The organism is Nocardia terrae (assembly GCF_009760405.1).
In the GTDB taxonomy this organism is placed as follows: Bacteria; Actinomycetota; Actinomycetes; order Mycobacteriales; family Mycobacteriaceae; genus Nocardia; species Nocardia terrae.
In genome coordinates this window covers 754,254-778,434 of the sequence record NZ_WRPP01000005.1, presented here as the reverse complement: position 1 = coordinate 778,434, position 24,181 = coordinate 754,254, and the positions used below count along the sequence as shown (strand labels likewise).

Annotated in this window: 22 protein-coding genes; 12 read left to right on the top strand and 10 right to left on the bottom strand. The window is 69.2% G+C overall.

Annotated features, from left to right (window positions below):
• Positions 1-202: 202 nt before the first annotated feature.
• The 3 genes from GPX89_RS27655 to GPX89_RS44870 form a co-directional block, all read right to left on the bottom strand.
• Positions 203-1,693: an HNH endonuclease signature motif containing protein gene (locus GPX89_RS27655; protein ID WP_157390532.1), complete on the bottom strand. Its 1,491-nt coding sequence runs from the start codon at positions 1,691-1,693 to the stop codon at positions 203-205.
• A gap of 92 nt (positions 1,694-1,785) precedes the next feature.
• The gene (locus GPX89_RS27650) at positions 1,786-2,379 is read right to left on the bottom strand and encodes a hydrolase (RefSeq protein ID WP_157390531.1); all 594 of its coding nucleotides are present in this window, start codon (positions 2,377-2,379) and stop codon (positions 1,786-1,788) included.
• 33 nt (positions 2,380-2,412) lie between these two features.
• Complete coding sequence (locus GPX89_RS44870; RefSeq protein WP_198347619.1) at positions 2,413-2,865, bottom strand: MarR family winged helix-turn-helix transcriptional regulator; 453 nt, start codon at positions 2,863-2,865, stop codon at positions 2,413-2,415.
• Between the two features lie 88 nt (positions 2,866-2,953).
• On the opposite strand from GPX89_RS44870, the gene GPX89_RS27640 reads away from it, so the two are divergent.
• From GPX89_RS27640 to GPX89_RS27605, 8 genes are all read left to right on the top strand, one after another.
• On the top strand, positions 2,954-3,331 hold the full coding sequence (locus GPX89_RS27640; protein WP_157390529.1) for a maleylpyruvate isomerase N-terminal domain-containing protein: 378 nt from the start codon (positions 2,954-2,956) through the stop codon (positions 3,329-3,331).
• 112 nt (positions 3,332-3,443) lie between these two features.
• A complete protein-coding gene (locus tag GPX89_RS27635) occupies positions 3,444-4,445 on the top strand; it encodes a methyltransferase (protein ID WP_198347618.1) in 1,002 nt (333 codons plus the stop codon).
• A gap of 111 nt (positions 4,446-4,556) precedes the next feature.
• Positions 4,557-5,045, top strand: coding sequence for a methylated-DNA--[protein]-cysteine S-methyltransferase (locus GPX89_RS27630; RefSeq protein WP_157390528.1), 489 nt, complete (start codon positions 4,557-4,559; stop codon positions 5,043-5,045).
• Positions 5,042-5,767, top strand: a complete 726-nt coding sequence (locus tag GPX89_RS27625; protein ID WP_157390527.1) for a 2OG-Fe(II) oxygenase — start codon at positions 5,042-5,044, stop codon at positions 5,765-5,767. The genes GPX89_RS27630 and GPX89_RS27625 overlap by 4 nt, the downstream gene beginning before the upstream one ends.
• Before the next feature lie 5 nt (positions 5,768-5,772).
• Positions 5,773-6,030, top strand: a complete 258-nt coding sequence (locus GPX89_RS27620) for an Ada metal-binding domain-containing protein (RefSeq protein WP_407939489.1) — start codon at positions 5,773-5,775, stop codon at positions 6,028-6,030.
• A gap of 95 nt (positions 6,031-6,125) precedes the next feature.
• Positions 6,126-6,782: a TetR/AcrR family transcriptional regulator gene (locus GPX89_RS27615; RefSeq protein WP_328602368.1), complete on the top strand. Its 657-nt coding sequence runs from the start codon at positions 6,126-6,128 to the stop codon at positions 6,780-6,782.
• Between the two features lie 150 nt (positions 6,783-6,932).
• Positions 6,933-7,985, top strand: a complete 1,053-nt coding sequence (locus tag GPX89_RS27610; RefSeq protein ID WP_157390526.1) for an esterase/lipase family protein — start codon at positions 6,933-6,935, stop codon at positions 7,983-7,985.
• A 25-nt stretch (positions 7,986-8,010) separates the two neighbouring features.
• On the top strand, positions 8,011-9,336 hold the full coding sequence (locus GPX89_RS27605; RefSeq protein ID WP_157390525.1) for a lipase family protein: 1,326 nt from the start codon (positions 8,011-8,013) through the stop codon (positions 9,334-9,336).
• Here the strand turns inward: GPX89_RS27605 and GPX89_RS27600 are convergent.
• The gene (locus GPX89_RS27600) at positions 9,267-10,574 is read right to left on the bottom strand and encodes a PucR family transcriptional regulator (protein WP_157390524.1); all 1,308 of its coding nucleotides are present in this window, start codon (positions 10,572-10,574) and stop codon (positions 9,267-9,269) included. The genes GPX89_RS27605 and GPX89_RS27600 overlap by 70 nt on opposite strands.
• 133 nt (positions 10,575-10,707) lie before the next feature.
• Between GPX89_RS27600 and GPX89_RS27595 the strand changes: the two genes are divergently transcribed.
• On the top strand, positions 10,708-11,328 hold the full coding sequence (locus tag GPX89_RS27595; RefSeq protein ID WP_157390523.1) for a TetR/AcrR family transcriptional regulator: 621 nt from the start codon (positions 10,708-10,710) through the stop codon (positions 11,326-11,328).
• A gap of 43 nt (positions 11,329-11,371) precedes the next feature.
• On the top strand, positions 11,372-14,335 hold the full coding sequence (locus GPX89_RS27590; protein ID WP_157390522.1) for a helix-turn-helix transcriptional regulator: 2,964 nt from the start codon (positions 11,372-11,374) through the stop codon (positions 14,333-14,335).
• Between the two features lie 3 nt (positions 14,336-14,338).
• On the opposite strand, the gene GPX89_RS27585 is transcribed toward GPX89_RS27590, so the two are convergent.
• A complete protein-coding gene (locus tag GPX89_RS27585; protein ID WP_157390521.1) occupies positions 14,339-15,292 on the bottom strand; it encodes a sigma-70 family RNA polymerase sigma factor in 954 nt (317 codons plus the stop codon).
• A gap of 120 nt (positions 15,293-15,412) precedes the next feature.
• Here GPX89_RS27585 and GPX89_RS27580 point away from each other — a divergent pair, with 120 nt between their 5' ends.
• The gene (locus tag GPX89_RS27580; RefSeq protein WP_157390520.1) at positions 15,413-15,811 is read left to right on the top strand and encodes an SgcJ/EcaC family oxidoreductase; all 399 of its coding nucleotides are present in this window, start codon (positions 15,413-15,415) and stop codon (positions 15,809-15,811) included.
• 61 nt (positions 15,812-15,872) lie between these two features.
• Here GPX89_RS27580 and GPX89_RS27575 read toward each other — a convergent pair whose 3' ends face one another.
• From GPX89_RS27575 to GPX89_RS27560, 4 genes are all read right to left on the bottom strand, one after another.
• Entirely contained in the window at positions 15,873-16,388 is a 516-nt protein-coding gene (locus GPX89_RS27575; RefSeq protein ID WP_235948068.1) for a L,D-transpeptidase, read from the bottom strand.
• Positions 16,389-16,540: 152 nt separating this feature from the next.
• Complete coding sequence (locus GPX89_RS27570) at positions 16,541-17,680, bottom strand: MlaD family protein (RefSeq protein ID WP_328602383.1); 1,140 nt, start codon at positions 17,678-17,680, stop codon at positions 16,541-16,543.
• A 156-nt stretch (positions 17,681-17,836) separates the two neighbouring features.
• Entirely contained in the window at positions 17,837-19,105 is a 1,269-nt protein-coding gene (locus GPX89_RS27565; protein ID WP_157390518.1) for a condensation domain-containing protein, read from the bottom strand.
• A gap of 14 nt (positions 19,106-19,119) precedes the next feature.
• The gene (locus GPX89_RS27560; RefSeq protein ID WP_157390517.1) at positions 19,120-20,112 is read right to left on the bottom strand and encodes an LLM class flavin-dependent oxidoreductase; all 993 of its coding nucleotides are present in this window, start codon (positions 20,110-20,112) and stop codon (positions 19,120-19,122) included.
• 39 nt (positions 20,113-20,151) lie between these two features.
• Between GPX89_RS27560 and GPX89_RS45990 the strand changes: the two genes are divergently transcribed.
• Positions 20,152-20,967 (top strand): acyl-CoA dehydrogenase family protein, encoded by an 816-nt coding sequence (locus GPX89_RS45990; protein WP_328602367.1) that lies wholly within the window; start codon positions 20,152-20,154, stop codon positions 20,965-20,967.
• A gap of 139 nt (positions 20,968-21,106) precedes the next feature.
• On the opposite strand, the gene GPX89_RS27550 is transcribed toward GPX89_RS45990, so the two are convergent.
• Positions 21,107-24,022, bottom strand: a complete 2,916-nt coding sequence (locus GPX89_RS27550; RefSeq protein WP_198347616.1) for an AfsR/SARP family transcriptional regulator — start codon at positions 24,020-24,022, stop codon at positions 21,107-21,109.
• Positions 24,023-24,181 lie beyond the last annotated feature (159 nt).

The following is a 24,181-nucleotide window of genomic DNA, read 5'->3' as shown; positions in this document are numbered from 1 at the left end:
TTGTGTTTTGTCTCGAGAAGGTGATCCGTGCAGTCCGTGGGCTGGGACGTGAGGTGACGGCTCCCAACCCGGCGTCAGCCCAAGTCCGGTAGGGCAGGCGAGGCGACCACACTTCAGGTACCTCCGATCGATGCGCAATCCCGTTGCCAGTTCATGTGCCCTGGAAGTCTTCCCCCGGGTTACCTGACCTCATGCATCTGAATCACATGTTGTGCTGGGCCTGCCGAGCGTGTCGGGCAGCACGGAATGCCTCGCGTCGTTGCGCGGGAGAGTAGTAAACGTGCAGCAGCTCGGTCATCTCCGATTCCGCGATCCCGGGATCCCAGATCGATCCATTTGGTTCGGCCTCAGGCACTCCGTCAGCGGTGACTGGCGGCACGAACACCGTCGGGAACAGGAACGGCACCCCTTCGGGAGTCGTGGTGGCCGATTCCCCGGTGGGGGTGACCCATTCGACCTCCCGCCCCGGGTGGTGGATGACCTGCCATTGGTTGCGGTGGTTGTCGGAGTGGGTCTTGAGCCGATGATGGCGACGACACCGGGCCCCGAGGTTGTCTTCGGTGGTGTGCCCACCGGAGATGGGGTTGGTGTGATCGAAGCGGTCTTGGTGGTCGAGATCGGTGGCCGCGGCCGGGATCTGACAGCCGGGAGCACGGCAGGTCCCGTCGAGGGCACGCACTCGGGCAGCGACCCGGATTCCGGGTCGGTACCGCAATTCTGTTGCAGTACTGGTTGTTTCGCTCGTGGCTTTGACAGCCCGGACTGGCGCAGCGGGGGTTTCGGTGGGGTCGGTGATGATGTCGAAGCGGGCATGGCGGGCAAGCTGGCGGGCCAGATCCGCATCGATCGCGCCGAATCCCGCCAACAACGCCGGATTGTCGCGCAGCCCGGCCAGGGTTTCGGCTGAGACACCTACCTGCACAAGCACTTTCCGTGGTGCGGGGGTGGTCGCGTCGATCTCGGCATGCGGGCAGTCGGGCCGACCACACTGGCAGGTGAGACGACCGGTGCCGTCGGCGAGGGCGACCAGGGCATCGGCACGGCACTGGGTGGTGGTGCGCGGATCCGAACCGCACACCTGGGTCGAGGCCATCTCCCGCAGACGCTCGTAGAGGGTTTGTCCACCGGCGGCGGGCAGGACCGCATCCACCACGGCGGTCCCGTCGTCCGCGGCAGAGATGCTCACATAGCGGTCGGCCTCGGCGGCCTTGCGGCGCACCGCTTGTCCTTCGGGGTCGGCCTCGAGCAGCCAGCGCCGCGCGGTGCGCTTGATCCGGGCCGGATCGTGGTCCTCGGCATAGCCGGCAACCTTGGGTTCCAACTCCGCACGCACCGAATCCGGGACGTTGGCCAGGGTCTGGGAGATCGCCCGAGCCTGAGCCAAGTCGATGCGCCCGGCCGCGAAGGCTTCCAGAGTGGCCGGACAGCGGTTGTTCAGATCCAGGCCCAGATTGATCAGCAGATCCGCCGAACGCTGCGACATCTTCAGCGCGATCCCGATCTCGGTGGCGGCGTCCTCCCCAGCATGCAGGTAGGCGACACCGAGGTCGAGCTGTTCCTCGCGGCGCAGGGTGTAGAGCGCGGTCATCAACGCCATCTGCTTGGCTTCCAACACAGCTATTTCCGAGTGCACCACGCGCAGCTCCTCGATCACCGCGCGGGCGGCGAACAGTTCAGCTGCAGTTTCGGTCATACATTCGATCATAGTTTCGAATCAAGCGACACGACAGCATGATCGGCTCAACACGCCTGGAAAACTATTGGCAAATAATCTGATTCGACAACTCAGTCCCGCGCAGGCAACTGGGCCAGGGCGTCGAGCACTTCCTGGGTGGTTGCGGTGACGCCCAGGCGGGGGAAGATCTTCTCGACCGAGTGGCTGTGGGAGGCGGATTCGCGGTCGCCGGAGGCATCGGTGGCGACGACGACGTGATAGCCATGCTCGTGGGCGGCGCGGGCAGTCGATTCCACGCCGATGCTGGTGGCGATGCCGCCCAGCACGATCGCGGTCACTCCGCGCCGTCGCAGCTGCAGATCCAGGTCGGTGCCGTGGAATGCGCCCCACTGGCGCTTGGTGATTCGAATATCGCCCGGCTGCGCTTCGACCTCGTCGACGATCTCGTCCCAGCCCTGCGGCGGAGTGAAGCCTCCGCCGCGTGGCTGCATGGTGCGTCCCGGCGGCATGTCCGCGCCGTCCTCGGAGAAGGACACGCGCACCAGGACCACGGGCAGCCCCTGCGCTCGAAATGCCTTGGCCAACTCGGCTCCCCGTCGGATGACCTCATCGGCCGGGTGCGGCTCGGTGGGTGCGCCGGTGATGCCGCGCTGCAGATCGATGAGAACCAGGGCGGTGTTCGGGTCCAGGAGGTTCGACGTCAAGGTGCAATCCTTTTCTGGGAGTGGGTATTCCGGTCAGTCTTCGACGAGTCTGGAGAGCAGTGGAATGGCGGCGATCAGCGCATCCTGTTCGGCCGGGGCGAGTTTGGTGGCGATGGCGGTGGCGAGCCAGTCCTCCTTGGCGGTGTGCGCCATCCGCAACAGCCGCTGTCCCTCGGCGCTCAGGGACATCAGCACCTGTCGCTGATCGCTCGGATGCGGTGCTCGTGTCACCAGCCCGCGCTCCTCCAGTACTCCGAGCGTGGTCCGCATGGATTGCGGCCGCACCCGCTCGGCCCGCGCCAGATCGGCCACCGACATCGGTCCTTCACCGCCGAGCCGACTCAGGGCCACGGCCTGCGAGGGCGTCATCTCGATCCCTCCGCGTGCCGACCGCAAATGCCGCAGCAGGCGGCTGGCCACCACACGCAACTCGCTCGCGGCCGCGACTATCTCGTCCGCAGGCCGATCTGTGCCATTCCCGCTCACCATCCCACTGTGCCATAAGTGCAGCCAAACTTGCAAGTTTAGCTGTCGATCATTAAATACACGAACGATCGTGCGTATGGTTCCAACCGTGGATGTCTATGAACTCGACCGCCGTGCCCTCCGAAGCCTGGCAACGCTCGTCGAGGAACTGACCGATTCCGAACTCGGCCTGTCCACGCCCCGCGCGGGCTGGACGATCCGAGATCTGTTGGAGCACATGAATACCGAGCACGAGGCGATAAGCGAACTCATCCTGGACGCCACCGCGGTCCTCGACGCCGATCCGCGAAAAGCCTTCGGGCAGGCCATCGCCCGATGGATCGACGCCTTCGCCGCATGTCCCGCCGAGGGTTCGCTACGCGGCCCCAACGGCTACGCCGACCGGATCCCCGTCCATCCCGACACGACCGCCACCGATCGCCTGGTTTCCGCCCTCGGCCGATCCCCGAACTGGCCCGCCAACTGACCATCATTCTCATCCCGGCCACGCCGGGCCGTGGGGAACATCTGCTGGATCTCGCTGACTACCGGCCTGAACGAGAGTCATTCCTCCAGGCTGCCGCGGGTAGCTTCGATGCGTGAATCTGTCGCGGAATTCTCCTTCCCTGCTGGCCATGGCCGATCTCGCCACGCCGATGGCGATCCGGGTGGCGGCGACCCTGGGGCTGGCGCAGCGGGCGGGCGTCGGTGCGAGCGTCGATGAGCTCGCTTCCCGGACCGGGACTTTCGGCCCGGCGCTGCGGAGGCTGCTCGATCACCTGGTCGCGGTGGGTGTTTTCGAGGCGGATGAGCAAGGGCGGTATCGAGCGACTGCGCTGGGGAATCAGATGGATCCGGAGGCCCCGGAGGGGTTTTCGCTGCTGCTCGATATGAATGCCGCGGGTGGGCGGGCGGAGTTGGCATTCGTCGAGTTGTTGGAGACCATCACGACGGGGCGACCGGCTTACCCGCGCCGGTACGGTCGGGAGTTCTGGGCGGACATCGATGCGGAGCCCGCGTTGCGGAAATCCTTTGATGCTCAGATGAACTGGCGATACCGGAGCTACGCCCAGCAGATCGCGGAGCGTTTCGACTGGGCGCGGTTCGGTGAGATTCTCGATGTGGGCGGCGGGGACGGGATTCTGCTGGCGGCGATTCTGCAGGTGCACAGCGGTGTGCGAGGCCGGGTGCTGGATCTGGCGCCGACGGCTACCGCTGCGGCGCAACGGTTCTCGGAACTGGGGCTGACCTCGCGTGCCGGAGCGCTCGTCGGCAGCTTCTTCGATCCGCTCCCCGCGGGTGCCGATGCCTACGTGCTGTCCGACATCCTGCACGACTGGGATGACGAGCACGCCTCGGCCATTCTCGCCGGTTGTGCGCAGGCCGCCGGGGCGAATGGTGTCGTGGTGGTGATCGAACCGATCCGCGGCCGCGGTGCCGACACGGCGATCGATTTGTTCATGCTGATGTGTTTCGGCGGCAAGGAACGCACCGAGGAAGAGTTGCGAGAACTGGCGGCGCGGTGCGGGCTGGTGTGCCATGCCGCTGTCGCCATCGCGGACGGGCGGACCGCCCTGGAATTCCGGCGGGCTCCCGCCTAGCGCCGCATGTCCGAATGCCGCCAATGCCATGGCCGATTCCCGCCGGTCATCGCCGATCCAGTCCGCCAGAGTGGTTGGTGGAACGAGAACGGATCGATCAAGGAGGTAGCGATGACCGTGTACACGACGATGGCCGGACCCGTCGGAGAACTGCTGCTCGTGGGGGAGATTCAGGACGGGGCGTTGGCGCTGACCGCGGTGTCGATGGGCGGTGCCAAGAGCGTTCTGGTGGAGCCGGACTGGGTTGCGGACCCGGAGGCGTTCACCGACGTGGTGGCGCAACTGACCGCGTATTTCGCCGGTGAGCGGACCGAATTCGACCTCCGGTTCGGCGACGGCGGCGGCACCGAATTCCAGCGGCGCGTGTGGCGGGCGCTGGAGGAGATCCCGTACGGGAGCACCATCACCTACGGCGAGATCGCCCGGCGAATCGGTGCGCCCCGGGCCGCGGTGCGGGCCGTCGGGTCGGCGATCGGCGCGAACCCGCTGCTGATCGTGCGCCCCTGTCACCGGGTGATCGGAGCCGACGGCTCGCTCACCGGATACGCCGGGGGAGTGGAACGCAAACAGCGGCTGCTGGAACTGGAGCGGGTCGCATGACGGCGGCCACTCTGCCCTCGGCGCGGGCCGGACGGGTCGCCCAGCAGGACTGGGCGGCCCTGGCCGCCGAGCTCGACGAACACGGGCACGCGCTCACCGGCCCGCTGCTTACCGCCGATGAATGCCGCACGCTCGCAGGTCTCTACGACGACGAGGAGCGCTTCCGCTCGACGGTCGACATGGCGCGCCATCGGTTCGGGTCCGGGGAGTATCGGTACTTCACGCACGAGCTCCCCGGCGTCGTCGCCGAATTGCGCGCGGCGTTCTATCCGAAGCTGCTGCCGATCGCCCGCGATTGGGCCGCCCGCCTGGGACGGCCGGGCAGCTGGCCGGAGCGTCTCGACGAGTGGATCGCCCAGTGTCATCGGGCGGGTCAGGTGAAGAGCTCGCAGATCCTGCTGCGCTACGGGCCGGGCGACTGGAACGCGCTGCATCGGGACCTGTTCGGGGACATGGTGTTTCCCTTGCAGATCGTGATCGGACTCGACGCGCCGGGCATCGACTACACCGGCGGTGAGTTCCTCATGGTCGAGCAGCGGCCGCGCGCCCAATCACGGGGCGCGGCAATGGTATTGCCGCAGGGACACGGGTTGATCTTCACCACCCGCGACCGCCCGGTGCGCGGCGCCCGCGGCTGGTCGGCCGCGCCCATGCGGCACGGGGTGAGCGTGGTGCGGTCCGGGCAGCGGCACACGCTGGGGCTCGTGTTTCACGACGCGTGATCGTCGTGGAGTACACCTTGCTCGGCCCCGATGGTCGCTCCTACCGCAGCTCGACCCCGGGCACTCTGGGCGGCCATCGCCGGTTGCGGATCTACGGCCGACTCGATTGCCCGGCCGCCCTGCGTGCGCTGTCCCGCGGCGGGTATGCGCGTCACCGGGTATTCTTCGCCGACGAGCGCTCCGCGATAGCGGCCGGGTATCGCCCGTGCGCGGTCTGTTCCCGCGCCGCGTATCGGGAGTGGCGCGTCCATGACGGCAATTGATGCAAACCAGTCGGTACCATTGCTGAGCGAAACGGCCCGATATATATCGCCCGGACCGTTGCTCGCTCGATGACGTGGAAACCTATTCTGGGGACGTGAGTGTGGAAACTGTCGGTGAGCCGGGTCCGTTGCCGCGGGGCCGGCACGGGCTGACTCGCGAACAGGTGGAGGCGTCACAGTACCGGCGGTTGTGCACCGCGGTGCTGGAGGCGGTAGGGGAGTTGGGCTTCGCGGCCACCACGGTCGCCGATATCGTGAGCCGCGCGCAGGTGGCGCGCCGGACCTTCTACGCGGTATTCGGCGGAAAGGACGAATGTTTCGCCGCCGCCTATGATCTCGCGGTCGGCACGGCCCTGGATCAGCTGCAGGAGACCGTGACCGGGCTCCAGGGCGTGAATTTCAAGGACCGGGTGCGGATTTCGTTCGAGATCTATCTCAACGTGCTCGCCCTGCAACCGGCGGTAGTCCGCGCGCTGTACGTCGAAACCCTGGCGGCCGGACCGGGATTGGTGGAGCACCGGCTGCGCGTGCACGACCGTTTCGCCGAGTACATCATGGCCGTGGCGCGCGTCGGCGTCCGCGAGGGCGATCTGGCCGCCGAACCCGACCGCGAGCTGATCGACATGCTGCTCGGCGGCATCGACGACCGGGTGCGCGCCTGCCTGCATCGCGAGGGCGCCCAGGCGCTGCCGAAGCTGGCCCCGCTGTTCACCCGCACCGCCATCGCCCTGGTGAGCACGCCGCCCGCCTGAGGCTGTCGATCACCACAACCGCGCACCGCGCACGGAACCCGGCACTGTCACCTGACACAGCGATCGTGACACGGGCCACAGCCCGCTCCTACGGTCACATCCGAGCCCGACGCATTCGGTCGGATTCGAATGAGGCAGTAGGAGAATTTCATGAGGCCGACCATCCGTACCCTGGGCAGCGCCGTGTTCGCCGGCGCGACCGCTCTCGCCGTCGCGTGCTCGACCGGCGTCGCCGGCGCCGAACCCGCCGACTCCGGTAGCAGCTCGGGTTCGGCACTGGTGAGCACCGCCTCGGACACGGTCGGCGTCGGCCCGGAGATGTCGGCCTTCCTCGCCGCTTTCGGCTACGGCCTGACCCACCCGGACGCCGCGCCGCCGGGAGCCAACGACTGGAACTGCAAGCCCAGCGCCGAGCACCCGCGCCCGGTCGTGCTGGTGCACGGCACCTGGCTCAATACCTACGACAGCTTCTCGTTCCTGTCCCCGCAGGTCGCCCGCGCCGGATTCTGCGTCTTCGCCTTCAATTTCGGCCGCGAGACCCCGCTGGGCGGCGGCGGTTTCGGCGCGGTCCTGCCCGGCCGCTACGGCGTCGGGCCGATGGAGGACTCCGCTCGGCAGCTGTCGCAGTTCGTGGACCGGGTGCTGGCCGCCACCGGCGCGCCCGCCGTCGATGTGATCGCGCACTCCCAGGGCGGGCCGGTCACCAGCCAGTACATGAAATTCGAAGGCGGACAGGGGAAGGTGGGCAAGGTCATCACCCTCGGTGCGACCACCCACGGCACCTCGCTGCTCGGATTCGCCAGCCTGGGCCGGTTCATCACCAACCTCGGGCTCGATATTCTCGGCTTCTACCAGCCGCTGATCGGGCAGGCCAACACCGAACAGGTGGTGGGGTCGGAGTTCTACGCGAAGCTGAACGCGGGCGGCGACACCGTGCCCGGCGTCGCGTACACCGCCATCGGGACCACCCACGACGAGATCTCCAACCCCTACGACTGGACCTTCCTCACGCCCGGTCCGGATGCGACAGTGGAAAACATTACGCTGCAACAGGATTGCCCCGAGGACGTCTCCGACCACCTGACCATCATGTACTCGCCCAGGGCGGCGTCCATCGTCCTGCACGCCCTGGACCCGGCCGCACATCCCGATCTGGTCTGCACCTTCAACCCGTGGATGATCGGTGGCAGCGGCCACCTCTAGTCGTCCGCTCTCGGAAAGGAACCCCATGACGATCGGCGACGCGGTCGAAACCTTCGATTTCACAGAGGAATTCGATCCGCCGGGCATGCGGCCGCTGCTGCCCAGCCTGGATCCGTTCTACCGTTCGCCGATCGCACCGGGATCGGTTGCGCCGGGCACGATTCTGCGGTCGCGGCCGGTGCGGATCGCGCTGTTCGGGCGGATGCCGCAGCGGGTGCGCGCCTGGCAGCTGCTGTACCGCAGCACCGATCTCGCGGGCCGCCCGGAGGTCGCGGTGACGACGGTGCTGCTGCCCTGGGATGCCGAACCGTCCGCGCGGCGACCGCTCGTCTCGTTCCAGTGCGCGATCGACGCCGTCGCGCCGAAGTGCTTCCCGTCCTATGCCTTACGCCACGGCGCCCGGGCGCTGGGGGCGATCCCGCAGGTGGAGTTCCCGCTCATCGCGGCCGCGCTGGCGCGGGGGTGGGCGGTATCGGTGCCGGATCACGAGGGGCTCAACGGGCACTTCGGTGCGGCCCGGGAACCCGGTCATCGGGCCCTGGACGGGCTGCGCGCGGCGCTGCGGTTCGAGCCGCTGGGGCTGGACCGGCGCACTCGGATCGGGTTGTGGGGGTATTCGGGTGGCGGCCTGGCCACCGCCTGGGCCGCGGAACTGGCCGCGAGCTATGCGCCCGAGCTCGATATCGTCGGCGCGGTCGCGGGCTCACCGGTCGGCGATCCGGCCAATGCTTTTGTCCGGCTGAACGGTTCGCCCTTCGCGGGTTTCGCCATGGTGTTCACGGCCGGGCTGCGCCGTGCCTATCCGCATTTGAACGACGCGGTCGGTCATATCGTGTCCGAGGAGTATCTCGGGTTGCTCGATCGCGCCGAGGACATCGCGACCTTCCCGCTGCTGGCCCGCTACGCGGGGCGAAATGCCCACCGGCACATCCGAGGTGGCGTCGGGGCTTTGCTGACCCTGCCCGAGATGCGGACCGTGCTCGACGACATCCGGCCCGGGGCGCAGGCTCCGGCGATGCCCCTGCTCGTGGTGCAGGGCGTCAACGACGAGGTGATCGCGGTCGCCGATGTCGACGCGCACGTGCAGCGCTATCGGGCTCGCGGCGCGCACGTCCGATATCTGCGCGACCGGCTCAGCACCCATCTGCCCCTGCAGTTCCTGGCGATCCCGGTGATGGTCGACTGGCTGGCCGATCGGCTCGCCGACCGCCCGCTACCGCCGGCCGAGCAGCGCACGGTGTGGTCGGTGGCGGCCTCGCCCCGTGCGCTGGCCGAGCACGGTCACTTCACGGCGCTGCTGGCGACCATGCTCTCGGGCCGGCCGATCCGCACTCGTTCGGCCTTCCGATAACTGCGCGCCACCAGCGCCGAACGCAGGTACCACAGCCCGGACGGCTGCGCCGGATCGAATCCGGTCAGCTGTCCGATGCGTTTGAGCCGATTGTCGACGGTATTGGTGTGCACGCCCAGCAGTCTCGCGGTGTGCCGCCGGCTCAGATCGTTGCCGATGTGGCGGCGCAGCGTCTCGAGCAGCTCGGGGTACTCGTCCAGCGGATCCAGCAGGGTGCCGAGGTATTCGCGGCCCGGGCCCGGGCGGGTGAGCTGGTACTCCATGGCCAGGGCGTCGAAACGGTGCAGGCCGGGGGCGCATTCGAGGCGGTGGACCATGTCGAGCAGTTCGTGGGCCTGCTCGGCGGCGTCGGGAATGCGGTGGGTCTCGGCGTGGATGACGGTGGCGGTGATGGAAACCTGTGCGGCGGTGGACAATCCGGCCACCATGTCGTCGATCTCGGTGGTGTCGGCGGCGGTTGCCGGGATCAGCACCGTGCCGCCGTCCGCGCTGAGCAGCGACAGCGCGCGGCCCTCGCAGCGGCGGGCCAGCTCGGACTGCACCCGGCGCAGCTTGCGCCGGGCCACCACCTCTCCGTCCACCCGGGGGTCGGACTCGCCGGGATGCTGCGGAATGCTCAGGGCGAGTATGTAATACGACTCGTCGATCTCGATGCCCCCGGCGCGGGCCATGGTCGAGGTGGGGTGTCCGGCCAGCAGGGCGGAGGCCACGGTGTGCACCGCCGTGTGATGCTCGGCCACCACCGCGCGATGCTCGCGCACATAGGCGACGGCGAAGGCCGAATCCACCATGGCCAGCACCTCGAACAGTCGCCGCGCGGTGACCGCCAGCCGGGCGTAGTCCTCGGGGCCGGTGGCGTCGACGATGAGATCGAAGCCCAGCGCGAACCCGTCGTGCACGGCCCGGTGGATGGTTCCGATGGGGATGCCCTCGCGCGCCCAGTCCGCGCCCGCGCGCTGCAGCCGTTCGATCTTGGCACTCACGTCGCGGCCCTCGAGGACCCCGGCCGCGAGCTCGAGACAGGTGCGGGTGACGGTGGTGACCTCGCCGCGCAGCGCGTCGCCGGGCAGGGTGCCGCAGCGCGCCACGTGCTCGGCGAAGTGCGCGACCAGCGCGGTGGACAGCGTCCTGACGTCGCGCAACGGGTCGGATATCGGTGCGGCCGCGGCGGTCTCGGCGTACCCGGTGCCCGCGAGTGGATGCCGGATCCTGCCCACGGGACTGCTTGCCTGCTCCATGCCGATCCTCCACGCCGTCTGGGAACTCCAGCGTTCCTACTGGACCGTAACTGTAGCCCGGGTCACGTTTCGCGGCAATATGCTTGATCGCTTCCGCCAAGCGCCCGCTTATCCGCAGAGTACGATCGGCCGTATGGAAAGTGTGGTGCAGGCGGCGGAGATCACCGACAAGCGACTGCTGCGGGGTTCACGCACCCGGCGTCTGGTGCTGGACCGAGCGATCGACATCGCGTCACTGGACAGTCTGGAAGGGTTGAGCTTCGGTCGCCTCGCCACCGATACCGGCCTCAGCAAGGCGGGAATTCAGACGCTGTTCCGCAGCAAGGAAACCCTGCAACTGGCCACCATCGACCACTTTCGCGAATGGTTCCTCGAAACGGTCGTGCGGCCCGCCGCCGCGAAACCCCGTGGGGCGCAGCGGCTGCGGGCACTGGTCGACCACTGGATCGCCTACGTGTCCGACCCGCTGCTCGAGGGCGGCTGCTTCCAGGTCGCCAACGTCGCCGAATTCGACAGCCGCCCGGGGCCGGTCCGCGACGCCCTGGCCGAGAATCAGCGCATGTGGACCGCGCGCCTCGCCCGCGAATTGACCTACGCCCGCGATCAGGGCGAAATCGCCGAGCTGGACCCCGAGCTGGCGGCCTTCCAGATCGACGCGGTGCTCAAACTGGCGAATTCCGCCCTGCGCCTGGGTGACACCGACGCGGTCTCGAAGGCGCGCCGCACGGTCGAAGCCTTGCTCGTCAGCCCGTGAGGCCCGCCGCCGGTAATTAAGTCGCAAGCAAAATGCGCGTCCGGTGGGCGAATTGCGAGGGTCGCGGCATGATCATGGGGTGGTGAGTTTTCCCGGCAGTAGCGTCCTCGTCGGTCGGGCCGCTGAGGTGTCTGCGCTCGTCGAGGCGGTGAGTGATCCGGGGACGCACGCGGTGCTGGTCGCCGGAGAGGCCGGGATCGGCAAGTCGCGGCTGGTAGGGGAGTTCACCGAGCGCTTGGACCCGGGGGTTCTGGTGCTGATGGGACGGTGCCCGGAACTGGGAACCGGCGGCGTGGCGTTCGCGCCGTTTCTGGGGGTGCTGCGCGGGTTGGTCCGGCAGCTCGGGGTCACGGCGGTGGCCGAACTGCTGCCGCCTCGACCGGCGCTGGCGAACTGGTTGCCGCAGTTGGCCGTTCATACCGGGGGTGCCGCCGCGGAGGCCGACCGGATCCGGCTGTTCGGTGAAATCCTCACGGTGCTGGAGCAATTGGCGCTGAGCCGACCCGTGGTGGTGGTCCTCGAGGATCTGCACTGGGCCGATGACGCCAGCCGAGATCTGCTCACTTTTCTGGCCGCGAACCTGACCGAGGCCGACAGCCTGCTGGTCGGCACCTATCGGCCGGGTGAGGCCGGACCGCTGCGCGGGCTGGTCGCCGAACTGCGCCGCAACCCCGGCGTGCGGGTGCTGGATCTGCACGCGCTGACCCGGCACGAGGTCGGCCGCCAGCTCGCGGCGCTGCTGCACCGCGAGCCCGAACCACGGCTCATCACAGCGGTTTTCGAGCGCAGCGGCGGCAATCCACTGTTCGTCGAGGCGTTGGGGCAGTCGCCGGAGGACGTGCCCGCCCGATTGACGGATCTACTGCTCGGCTTCCAGGCCGGGCTGTCGCCGGACGCGCACACCACCGTGCGGCTCGCCGCGGTGATCGGTACGCCGGTGCGGCACGATCTCCTCGCCGCCGCCATCGACCTACCGCCCGGCGAACTACACCGCGCCCTGCGTGAACTGGTCGACCGCCATCTCCTGGTGCCCGCCTACACCGGCTACGAATTCCGCCACGTCCTCATCCGCCAGGCCATTCACGACGACCTGCTACCGATCGAACGCACCCGCCTGCACGCCCGACTGGCCGAAATCCTGAGCACCGCAACCCTGGAGCCCACCGCCGACACCCTCGCCGAACTGGCTCACCACGCCCAGGCCGCGGGTGATCTCACTCAGGCGCTCACCGCCACCTGGTCCGCCGCGGCCGCCGCCCCGGCCACCCACCCCGAACGACTGCGCCTGCTCGAGCAGATCCTGTCGCTCTGGGACCGCGTTCCCGATCCCCGAACCCTGCTCGGGACAACGAAACTGGATGTGCTGGAGCAGATCGTCGAGGTCGCCGTGGCTGTCGGTGCGACCGAACGCGGCATCGCCGCCGCCGACGCCGCCCTGGCCATCCTCGATCCCGATCCGTCGGGTTCGGTTGCCGGATTCGGGGCCGAGCGGCTGGCCCGGCTGTATCGGCGGCGCGCGTACCTGCGTGCCACGACGGGGGCCGGACCCGGTGGGGATCTGGCGCGGGCGCTGGCGTTGTTGCCCGAGCAAGGGGCGGGGGCGGAGCGGGCCGAGGCGTTGGTGCAGTCGGCGTCGGCGCGGATCTTCCGGGGGGATGCGGTGGGGTCGGCCGCGGATGCCCGGGCGGCGCTGGCTATCGCGCAGCGACTGGGGATAGACGCGCTCGTGGCGCGGGCGCACGCCCATCTCGGATTGGCGGGTGCGGCGGCGGCCGAGGTCGCGGCGGGGCCGGTCTGCGCGGAGACGACGCGGCCGAACGAGACCGACTGGGCGCTGGCGCATTTCGCGCGGGCGCATCGGGCGGCCGCGGCGGCGGGGGACGCGCGGATCGTGGTGGATGTGGCGACCTGGGAGTCGGCGGTGCTGGTGGCGGCCGGGCGGTACGAGGCGGCCATCGCGGCGGTCCGGCAGGGGTTGCGGGCCGCGCACGAGTCGTTCCGGTTCTCGGAGTCCGCGCCGATTCTGTACGTGAAATGGGCGCAGGCGCTGGCCGCGCTGGGGCGGTGGAGTGAGGCGCGGACGGCGGTCGACGAGACCCAGCTCGACGAGCTGCCGCCCTTGAGCCGCGCCGCGATGATGTTGTGTTTCGCGCGAATCTCCCTGGCGGAAGGCGATTGCCGGGCGGCCAACGAAGCGGCGCTGGCGGCGGGCAGGCTGCTGGGCGACAGTCGCTGGGCCGCGCAGTATCGGCTCGAACTCGTGGCGTTGAACTGCGCGCTGGCGCTGGAAGCGGGCGATGAGGACGGTGCGGCCGCCGATCTCACCGGCGTGCTCGCCGGGGCCGAGGGCGCGTCGACACTGTTCGCGCATCCCCACGATGCGTGGCCGCTGGTGGTGCTGGCGGCCCGAACCGCCGGAGCCCCGGCGGAATTGCTGGCGATGGGCGACTCGCTGCCGACCGCTTCGCCGGTCGACTTCGCCCATCGCGCGGTGTTCATCGCCCGCCTGGCCGGGTCGGCCGCCCGATGGGGCGACGCGGTCGCGGCGTGGCGTGCGGTCGAGCGGCCCTACGACATCGCGACCTCACTGCTCGGGTTGGCGGAATCGACTGTGGCCGAGGGGAATCGCGCCGAGGCGGGAGTGGTGCTGCGCGAGCTGGTCGAGATCGCGACCCGGCTGGGCGCTGCCCCGTTGCGGCAGGCCGCCGAGACCATGTCCGAGCGGGCGCGCATTCCGCTGGACGGCTCGCCGAAGGTCCCGCCGAAAGCGCCGGGCGGCAATGTTTCCGGCCGCTTCGGGCTCACCGCGCGCGAGCTCGACGTGCTGCGGCTGGTGGCCAAAGGGCTCAGCAATCGCGGGCTGGCGGCGGAGCTGTTCATCAGCGCCAACACCGCCGGTGTGCACGTCTCCCGCATTCTCACCAAGCTCGGCGTGGCCAGCCGCACCGAGGCGGCCGCCTTCGCGCACGAGCACGGCCTGCTGGCGGAGTCCGGTGAGAACAGCTGAGCCTCAGGACAATCGCGGTGCCAGGCCGAAAAGCTCGAACAGCTCCGTGAACTGGAAGTACGTGATCATGTGGGTGATCAGGCCGTCGCGAACGGTGAAGACCTGCAACGAGTGCAGAGCGTAGCCGCCCTCGGCGTCGCGGGCGTAGGCCGCCACCGCGGGCTGGCCGTTCGCGCCGACCGGCAGGAACCTCCAGTCCGAACCCGAGGTGACGAAGACGCGTGCGATGAATCCGGCGTAGCCCGCCCGCCCGGCGTACCAGTTGAGCATGGGCGGCATCTCGAGGATCACGTCGTCGGACAGCAGCTTCTCCAGGGCTGCCAGATCCGCGTTCTCGAAGGCGGCGACGTAGTTGTCGACCACGGCCCGCTGGTCGGCCGGTTCGGTGACGTCGTCCTCGTGAATACCGCTCTGGCTCAGAGTCTTCCGGGCGCGTTGCAGTGCGCTGTTGACCGCCGCCGGGGTCATGTCCAGGCTCGCGGCCACCTGGGCGGCGGGCCAGTCGAGGACCTCGCGCAGGACCAGGACGGCCCGCTGGCGGGCGGGCAGCTGTTGCATGGCCGCGACCAGCGCGAGCCGCAGACTGCCTCGCGCCAGGGCGGTTTCGGACGGGTCGGCGAGCAGGGAATCCGGGATCGGTTGCAGCCAGGGGATTTCCCCGCCGTGCCGCAGGGCCTCGCGCGGATCGTCGCCGGGCGCGTTGCCCAGTCCGGACGGCATGGGGCGGCGGCCACGTTGTTCCAGGGCGGTGAGGCAGGCGTTGGTGGCGATCCGGTACAGCCACGTGCGCATCCCGGCCCGGGTCTCGTCGTAGCCGTCGCGGGCCCGCCAGGCCCGTAACAGCGTCTCCTGCACCAGATCCTCGGCATCCTGCACCGACCCGAGCATGCGATAGCAATGCGCGAGCAACTCCCGCCGGTATCGGTCGGTGCTCGCCGCGAAGTCCACGTCCACCATGCTCAGCTCCTCGAAAAACGGCCCTGCCGAAATTTGTACACCGGAAGCGATGAATCCGGCACTGCCCGCCGGTAGGTACTCCCGAGCCGCTCACCGCGGCCGTGATCCGAGGAGGAAACCATGTCCGACACCGCCGTGCAGACCGACCGCGACGCCGTGCTCGAGGTCCTGAACAGCGTGTACACCGCCTGGGCCGCGAACGACGCGACCGCCTTCGTCGCCAACTACGATCCGGAGTCCACCTCGGTGCTGCCCGGCGTGTTCAGCGATGGCCGCGACGCCGTGCGGGCTCGGATGGCCGCCGGTTTCGAAGGCCCGCTGAGCGGTTCGCGGGTGATCAGCAATCCGGAGCTCGTCCGCTTTCCCGTGCCGGACGCCGCCGTCGTGGTCAGCCGTGACGCCATCGTCATGGCGGGGCAGACCGAGCCGCCCGCCGACGGCTGGGTCAGGTCCAGCTGGACCCTGGTGCGCCGCGACGGCCGCTGGCTGCTGACCGCGTTCCACAGCTGCGCGGCCTAGACGTTTCGAGCCCCCTCCGCCGGTGGCGGAGGGGGCTCGAATGTCTGCGTCGGCTCTTCCCCTACGGCACGACCTCGACCATGTCACCCGGGTTGAGGTAGTTGAAGAACTCGCGCGCCCCGTCCGGCGTCATCCGGATGCAGCCGTGCGACTTCTTGTCCACCGGTCCGATGTGGAAGGCGATGTCCCCGTTGAAGAACACCGCGTACTCCATCGGAGCGTTGTGCATGGTGCTCCAGTGGAACGGCTTCTTGAACGACACGTGGAACACACCCGGCGGGGTCTCGAAGCCGGGCATGCCGTGCGAGATCGGGGTGGGGCCGAAGACGACCTTGCCGTTGTCCATCAGCCACGCCTCATTGGTGCCGAGCTTGAGGCAGGCGCGGGCGCCCGCCGTCGCACAGGGCGCGTTGACATCGCTGGGCGCGATGCCGGGGACGATCGCCGGAACACCGGGAACGTCCGGGCCCCCGGGCCACAATGGTTCGGCTTGCGCGGGCACCGCCGCGAGTCCTGCGACCGCGACACCGGCGAACACCGCCGACTTCGCCGCCAAGCCGAGGGAACTTCTGCTCATCATCGAGTCTCGACCCTCTCCTAGCCGTTGGAACGAGCATGGAACTAACGAGCATGGAACTCTGGGTAGCGGAGATCATTCTGACTGGTGCGAATGCAGATTCGCGGTACAAAACGCGACAGGCGCGCCGACACGCCGAACGGAATTGCCCGTCACCGCACCGGAGGCAGCGTGCGATCCTTCGGATCCGCTCCGGTCGGCAGCTGTGCGCCGTTGTTCGGGACGTCCGGGCGCGGGGCGTTGGAGGAGCCGCGGATCTGCTGGTCGGCCGGGGGATTGGTGCAGAAGTTCCAGCGCCCGAAGGTGGGTTCGGTCACCACGAACGGGGCCAGCGGCCAGGTCGAGTACTGGCAGAAGGGCCGCGGCCAGGTGTCGACGATCGTGTAGAACTCGCCGTCGTGCGCGGGCACGCCCATGGCCGAGGTGCCGACCACCAGCGCGGGAAACAGCGCGCGCAGGGCGGGAACCCGCAGCAGGGCGGCCCGCACGATGGCGCTCAGGGTATTGGCCAGGTTCTGGATGGGATCCATATTGCGGTCCAGGATCGCGTCGGCGAGGGCCAGCTGATCGGGGGCGTGGTCGAGCAGCTGCCGAATTTCGCCGTTCGCGACCCGGGCCTGCTCGACCAGGGTCTCCGAATTGCGGGTCAGCGTTTCCAGATCCGGCTGGGCGTGGGAGGTGGTACCGGCGATGACGCGCAGATTCTCGATGAGGCTGACCGTCTGCGGCAGCCGATTGTCCAGACCGGTGGTGGCCAGGCTCAACCCGTCGATGAGCCCGCGCAGCTGGTCGGGGCCGCCGCTGAGCGCGGTGTTCAGATTGTCGAGAATGACCGCGTATTTGTCCGGATCGATCTGTGCGATCAGGGCATTGCTGTCGGCCAGCGTCTCCCAGATCGGCGTCGGCGTGTCGGTCTGCTTGGGGTCGAAGGGAATCACCTGCCCGTTGTGCAGGTACGGCGCCTGATCGGTGCGCGGCCGGAAGTCGATGTACTGCTCTCCCGCGCCCGACAGCGCCCCGACGTGGATGGCGGTATCGGCCGGAATCCGGTACCGGTCTTCGATTTCCGCGGTCGCCGCGACACCGGCCCCGCCGTCGATGATGTCGACCGATTTGATGGACCCCACCCGATACCCACGCCAGGTCACGTCGTTACCGGATTGCACACCGCCCGACCGGTCCAGCTGCACGGTCACCGTGTAGGTACCGCCCGGCCGCTGCACCCGTGCCACGTCGACGGCCAAATAGCCCGCCCCGGCGAGCAGCATCCCGACCAGGGCAACATTTCCCACCAAGATTTTATGCTCGCGCAGCACGTTCAAAGAGCCCGCCTCCACCGCTGATCACAGCCAATAGGTTCGAAGCACAGCAAACATAGGGCGAAACTGCGCGCTATCTAACCACAGGCGTATGCCGGAGACGCCGAAGAAGCGGGGCCGAGTCGGTTACTAGGTCCGGACGGTTTCGAGGATGGACAGCCAGCGGGTCATGATGGCCCGCATGCGCTCGGCGCCGAGGCCGCCGTCGGGGGAGTGCACCGAATAGTGCACCTGCTCGACGCCCTCGGGCTTGCTGGTGCCCAGGAGCATGCTCAGGTCGAACATGGTCAGGCGGGACTGCTCGCGCGACTGGGCGTCCGGAATCCACACGCCCACGTCGCCGACGAAGTTGAAATAGAACTTGGGGAAGTTGAAAGTCGTGAAGTGCGGCCAGCTTTCGGGGTGATGCCAGCACAGCAGGGTGAAGTCCTCCGGGTTCGGAGGGTAGTCGGCGATGGCGTCGCGCAGGCGCGTCTCCAGGCTGCCCTGAACCGGTCGCAGCAGCCAGGGGTAGTCGTCGGAGATCCAGGCGACCGTGCGCGACAGGTCGGTGCCGGGGCGCAGGCGGCTGTAGCGGCCGTGCTTCTGGACCTGGATGGATCGTGCCTGCCCGGTCACGTCCTCGATGGCCAAACCCAATGCGACCAGCAGGATCCGGGTGTAGCTGGCGTCGAAGGCGGCGGGCAGTTCGGTCAGCAGGCGGCGTGCGAGCGCGCCGTCGATGACGCCGTCGAAATGGGCCGATTTCGGTGTGGCCGAACGGGTTTCCCGGCGGCCTTCGATATCGGAGGAGGCCAGCCAGTAGTCGAGCTCGCCCACCCGGGACGGGGCGTAGCCGTCGAGGAATTCCGCCCACTCCGAACCGGTGGTCGACTCGGGCAGCAGCGAGATCGGTTCTCCGGCTTCCCATTGCCGGACATAGGTGGCGATGTCGTCGTAGAGCACCCACATGGCGACGGCGTCGACCGCGGCATGGTGTGCGGTGACCAGCAGGATGTTCACGTCGTGGGAACGGGTGAACAGGGTGGCGGTGACGACCTTGCCCGCGGCCGGATCCAGGCGCAGGTTGGCCGCGGCGGTCTCCCGGTCGAGCAGGGCCATGAGCGCGGCGGGATCGAACTCCTCGATATCGACGGTGCGCACCTCGATGCGCGACGGATCCAGGACGCCGCCGGAGGGCGGTTCGATCTCGCACGCCGCGCCCTCGCCGTAGCTGTAGCGGCTGCGCAGGGATTCGTGATTGTCGATGACCGCGTTGAGCAGCCGCTGGGCGTCCTCGCGGCCCATCGCGACCGGGACCGGGCACGGGATGGTGACCCCGAAGATCGCCGGATTCGGGTCCCAGGTGAGGAATTTCCGGGCGGCGGCGGTGAGCCGGCCGGGGCGCAGGTCTGTCATGGTCGTTCTCCTGTTCACGCGATCGGGGCCGCGATGCCCGACAGCACCTCGTCGCCGAGCAGCCGCAGGCTCGCCCAGCCCTCGTCGATCGGCAGGCCGCCGATCAGCGGATTCATCAGGATTTCGGTGCGCCCGGCCGCGATTTGATCGCGCAGCTCGCCGGGGGTGAGGATCTCCAGATAGCTGTGGGAGCGCCGTTGTTCGACCGCGACCGGTGGGACCTCGTGCGGGCGCGGTACCCCGTCGCGCCGCCAGGAGGAGTACTCGCGGATCTCGGTGAGGATGTGCGGGGCGTAGGCGTGCCAGGCCGCGTCCGGATCCGGGTGCAGCAGGGTCAGTTTGCTGGCGGGCAACGGTTTGTGGACGAATCCCGTTGTGCCGCAGCGCGTGAGCTCCTGGTAGTAGAGCTGCTCCACCTCGGGCAGGGCCATCGGCAGCGACAGCGGCAGACCGAAGCGTGCCGCTCGCCGCGCCGCCGCCTTGCTCATCCCGGCGATCAGCAACTGCGGGTGCGGGGTCGTGAAGGGTTTGGGGGTGACGTGGAAGGGCTGGCCGCCGCGCTGGATCGGCTCGTTGCGCCAGGCCGCGAACATGAGCTCGAGGGCCTCGTCCATCAGCTTGCCGCGGCGCGTGAAATCCCGGCCCAGCGCGGCGTATTCCTCTGGCCGGTAACCGATTCCGGCGACCACGGTCAACCGGCCGTCGCACAGGTTGTCCAGGACCGCCAGGTCCTCGGCCAGCCGGACCGGGTCGTAGAGCGGGACGAGCAGCGCGCCGATGCTGATCCGCATCCGTTCGGTGCGCGCCGCCAGCGCCGCGCCCAGCAGCAGTGGAGCGGGCAGCCATCCGGTGCCCGAGCCGTGGTGCTCTTCGCAATTGACGACGGCGAACCCGCATCGATCGGCGTATTCGGCCATGTCCAGGGCGGCCCGATAGCGTGCCCGATGCTCGGCCGCGGGGTCGTCGACATTGGTCATATTGAGCCGGAGCGCCGCCACCACATTCATTGAGCAAATATCGAATGCGCAGTGCCGCACGGCAATAGGGTGCGCTACCCCGGTCGGGGGTACCGCCCGGTCGCGGTGCTACCGCGAGATGTCGTCGAGCAGACCGAGTTGTGCGGCGCGGACACCGATCTGGAAGCGGCTCTCGAGTTCGCCGCCTTCGACGCCGAGCCGGGTGCGGACGGCTGGCTGCTCGACGGTTCGCAGTCGGCGGTCGCCGCAGCGGCTTTCGCGGATGCGTTCCTCGTCGAAGCCCGCACGGGTGCCGGATCGCGCCTGTTCTTCCTGGATCGCGACACCGAGGGCCTCACGATCACCGAGCAGCAGCTGGTCAACGGCACCGATGCGGCGCTGATCGAATTGCGGGCGGCTTCGGTGCCGGAGGCGAACATGATCGCCGCGTCCGAGGCGGCGGCCTGGGCGGCCCGGCGCGCGACGCTCGCCACCTGCGCGCTGCAATTGGGAATCGTCGAGCGGGCGCTGGAAATGACCTGTGAATACGCCCGCACCAGAAAGCAATTCGACAAGCCCATCGGCAGTTTCCAAGCCGTCCGGCAACGCCTGGCCGACGCCTATATCGACGTCGAAGCCGTCCGGCTCACTCTCTGGCAGGCCGCCTGGCGCGAATCGCATTCCCTTCCGGCCGAATCCGAGCTCGCGGTGGCGAAATTCTGGGCGGCCGAGGCCGGTCACCGGGTCGCCCACTCCGCGGTTCACATTCACGCCAGCACGGGCATCTACCTCGACTACCCGATGCAGCGCTACTTCACCGCCGCCAAACGCGCCGAATTCGAAGCGGGCACCGCCACGGCCCAGCTCCGCCGGCTCGGCTCCTGGTTGGACACGGTCGAGTACTGAAGACCCGGCCGGCCGTGTGCACACCCCTCGCACGCACGCGGGCCCGACCACGTCACGCGAATGCCCCGGGTGTTGCAGCCCCGGGGCACCCGCGTGGTTGGACACTCCCATGCGGCGATAAAAAGCGAATAAACGTTCTCTATTGGGCGGCGCTGCCGGGCGATCGCACGGCGGGCGGCGCGAACAGGGTCGCCAGCGTGGGGGCGGGCAGCCCGGCCCGGGCGAAGATCTCCGCGGCGTCGGAGTGCTCGCGGGCGGCGGCCTCGGTGTCACCGCGCGCGGCGCGGGCAGTGGCGCGCAGGGACAGGGCCCGGGCCCTGTCGAGTGGATCGGCGGCCTTGCTGAGCAGGCGCAGCGCCTGGGTCGCCTCGCATTCGGCGGCCGCGTCGTTCCCGGCCCGCAGATGGATCTGGGCCAGGCGGGTGCGGGCCCAGCCCTCCCAGAGCCGCACGCCGTTGCGATGGGTCATCGCCACCGCGTCCTCGGCCAACTCCAGCGCGAGCCGGTGCTCGCCGAGCATCGAACGGGTGGCGGCCAATTCGTGGGTGGCCCAGCCCAACGCGACGGCATTCGAGGATTCCCGGGCCAGTTCGATGGCCCGCTCGGCCACCGCGACCGCCTCGGCGTACTGCCCGGACTCGCACAGCGTGCGGGTGGCCAGCGCCAGAATCCACGCCTCCAGCGACCGATCGTCGAGCGCCCGCGTCCAGGCGATGGCATTGGCGTAGTGCCGATGGGAATCCTTGGTATTGCCCACCCGCCGATCCGCCACCCCGAGCAGGATCTCGGCCAGCACCTGCAACCGGCGTTCGGCGTCGTCGGCGGGCTGCGAAATCGGCTGCAGGAACTCCAGACTCGCCTCCACCTCGCCGAGCCCGATCTGCATCATCGCGCCCAGCGCCACCCGCAACCGGCGGGCGCTGGCGTGGTCGTCGTCGCGAACCGCGGTGTCCAGCAGCGCCTTCAAGCCGTCGGCGAGCTCGCGGGCCCGGCTGCCGGTGTCCATCAGCTCCGACATCACCCAGGCCAGATCGGCGGCCAGCGCCACCGCCCGGCCGCCCAGCCGGGCCGCCTGGCGGTGCAGTGCGATGATGACCGGCCGCTCGATGTCGTTCCAGGACTGGCCCTCCGCGCCGCCGGTGAAGGTGTGGCCGGGCACGGTGGTGGGGACCAGCAGCAGCGTGGTGTTGCTGTAATCCAGTGCGCCGAGCAGGTTCTTGGTGCTGGCCAGGTAGTAGTCGAGCAGCCGGATCACGATCTCGGACTCGCGTTCGGCGGCGTCGCGGCCGGCGGCGGTCCCGGCCAGGGCGGCCGCGAACAGCCGCAGCAGGTCGTGGAAGCGGTAGCGGCCGGGCGCGGGCGTCTCCAGCAGGCTCAGATCCACCAGCGACTCGCAGACCAGCTCGGCCTGCGGTACCGGCACGCCCAGCAGCGCGGCCGCGCCGTCCACCGGGAAGTCCGGGACGTCGGCGCGGGCCAGCATGCGAAATGCCCTGGCCTGCTCGGCATTCAGCTGGCCGTAGCCGAGCCGGAAGGCGGCCTCCAGGGTGAGGTCGCCGGTCTGCAGCACCTCGAGGCGGCGGCTCTCGTCGGCCAGCCGGTCGGCCAGCGAGGCGATGGTCCACTGCGGTCGTACCGCCAGCCGCGCCCCGACGATGCGCACGGCCAGGGGGAGACAGGCGCACTGCTCGATGACGGCGTAGGCCGCATCCCGTTCGGCCGCAACGCGTTCGGTGCCGAGAATGCGGGTCAGCAGCGTCATGGCCTCCTCGCGCTCGAGCACGTCGAGGCGGGTACGGCACACGGCCAGGGGCAGTTCGGTGAGCGCCGAGCGACTGGTGATCAGCACGGCCGTGCCGGGCGTGCCGGGCAGCAGCTGCGACACCTGGGCGCTGTCGCGGGCATTGTCGAGTACGACCAGAATCCGTTTGTCGCTCAACAGGGTTCGCAGTTGTGCGGCCCGATCGTCCACGGCGGGCGGGATATCGCCCTCGGCGACTCCGAGCCCGCGCAGGAAGCCGCCGAGCGCGTCGCCGGGCGGCACCGGTTCGGGGTCCACGCCGCGCAGGTTCACATACAGCTGCCCGTCGGGGAATCGGTCACGCACCTGATGGGCGATGTGCAAGGCCAGGGTGGTCTTGCCGACCCCGCCCATGCCGCCGACCGCCGAGATGGCGACCGCGGGTCCGCCGCCGGTCAGCTGAGCCGCGATCTCCTCGGCGACCTTCGAGCGCCCGGTGAAATCGGCGATGTCGGGCGGCAATTGGGCCGGGGCGACCACCGCGCGGGCGGGTCGCAGCACCGGCGGCAGTTCGGCGCGCAGGATCCGTGCGTGCACCTCGCTGAGCTCGGGGCCGGGTTCGACGCCGACGCCGTCGACCAGGGCGCGGCGGGCGCGGCCGTATTCCTCGAGCGCCTCGGCCTGGCGGCCGCTGTGATAGAGCGCGGTCATGAGCAGGGCGCGGAAGCGCTCGCGCAGCGGATGCTCCTCGATGAGCGGGCCGAGCTCGGCGACCGCGTCGGCGCAGCGGCCGGTTTCGATATCGAGGGCGAGGCGATCCTCGAGAATGGACAGCCGCCATTCCTCGAGCCGGGCCCGCTGGCGTTCGGCGTAGGGGCCGGGCAGCCCGCCCAGCGCGGCGCCCTGCCAGTGGCCGAGCGCCGATTCCAGGGTCGCGCGGGCGCGGTCGGGATGTTCGTCGCGCAGCCGCTCGGCCTCGGCGACGTGGTCCTCGACCGCTTCGATATCGGTGTGGCCCGGCGGAAGTCGCAGCGCGTAGCCGTCGCCGATGGAGATGAGCATTGTGGAGGGACCGCGGTTGACGCGTTCGGGTTCCAGCTCGCGGCGCAACTTGGCGACGTGCGTGCGCAGCGCGGGCACCGCGCGCAGCACCGGGTCCTCGCCCCAGATGCCCTCGACCAGCTCGGCGGCGGTGACCGCCTTGCCCTCGCGCAGCAACAGGGCCGCGAGTACGGCACGCCGCTGTGGCGGACCCAGATCCAAAGGCGTGTCCCCCCGCCATGCGCGGACCTCACCCAGTACGGCAAACCTCAACAAACCGACCTTCCCGTTTGGGAGTCTAGAGGACGGAGTAAGTGATGATTCGCCGACTATCCTGCACCGATCGGCTGCATTCATCGTGGAGGATCCTGCCGGAATGGCCGGGAGCGTCAACCGGCCCGCGCCATTGGTGATTCATTGGTGGCCGCCAAG

What these genes read in the sequence shown, in the direction of transcription:
- GPX89_RS27655 (WP_157390532.1), bottom strand. Translation starts at nt 1,693, where the DNA reads ATGACCGAAACTGCAGCTGAACTGTTCGCCGCCCGCGCGGTGATCGAG.
- GPX89_RS27580 (WP_157390520.1), top strand. Translation starts at nt 15,413, where the DNA reads ATGTCCGACACCGCCGTGCAGACCGACCGCGACGCCGTGCTCGAGGTC.
- GPX89_RS27565 (WP_157390518.1), bottom strand. Translation starts at nt 19,105, where the DNA reads ATGACAGACCTGCGCCCCGGCCGGCTCACCGCCGCCGCCCGGAAATTC.
- GPX89_RS27610 (WP_157390526.1), top strand. Translation starts at nt 6,933, where the DNA reads ATGAGGCCGACCATCCGTACCCTGGGCAGCGCCGTGTTCGCCGGCGCG.
- GPX89_RS27625 (WP_157390527.1), top strand. Translation starts at nt 5,042, where the DNA reads ATGACGGCGGCCACTCTGCCCTCGGCGCGGGCCGGACGGGTCGCCCAG.
- GPX89_RS27600 (WP_157390524.1), bottom strand. Translation starts at nt 10,574, where the DNA reads ATGGAGCAGGCAAGCAGTCCCGTGGGCAGGATCCGGCATCCACTCGCG.
- GPX89_RS27595 (WP_157390523.1), top strand. Translation starts at nt 10,708, where the DNA reads ATGGAAAGTGTGGTGCAGGCGGCGGAGATCACCGACAAGCGACTGCTG.
- GPX89_RS27605 (WP_157390525.1), top strand. Translation starts at nt 8,011, where the DNA reads ATGACGATCGGCGACGCGGTCGAAACCTTCGATTTCACAGAGGAATTC.
- GPX89_RS27630 (WP_157390528.1), top strand. Translation starts at nt 4,557, where the DNA reads ATGACCGTGTACACGACGATGGCCGGACCCGTCGGAGAACTGCTGCTC.
- GPX89_RS27585 (WP_157390521.1), bottom strand. Translation starts at nt 15,292, where the DNA reads ATGGTGGACGTGGACTTCGCGGCGAGCACCGACCGATACCGGCGGGAG.
- GPX89_RS27575 (WP_235948068.1), bottom strand. Translation starts at nt 16,388, where the DNA reads ATGAGCAGAAGTTCCCTCGGCTTGGCGGCGAAGTCGGCGGTGTTCGCC.
- GPX89_RS27560 (WP_157390517.1), bottom strand. Translation starts at nt 20,112, where the DNA reads ATGAATGTGGTGGCGGCGCTCCGGCTCAATATGACCAATGTCGACGAC.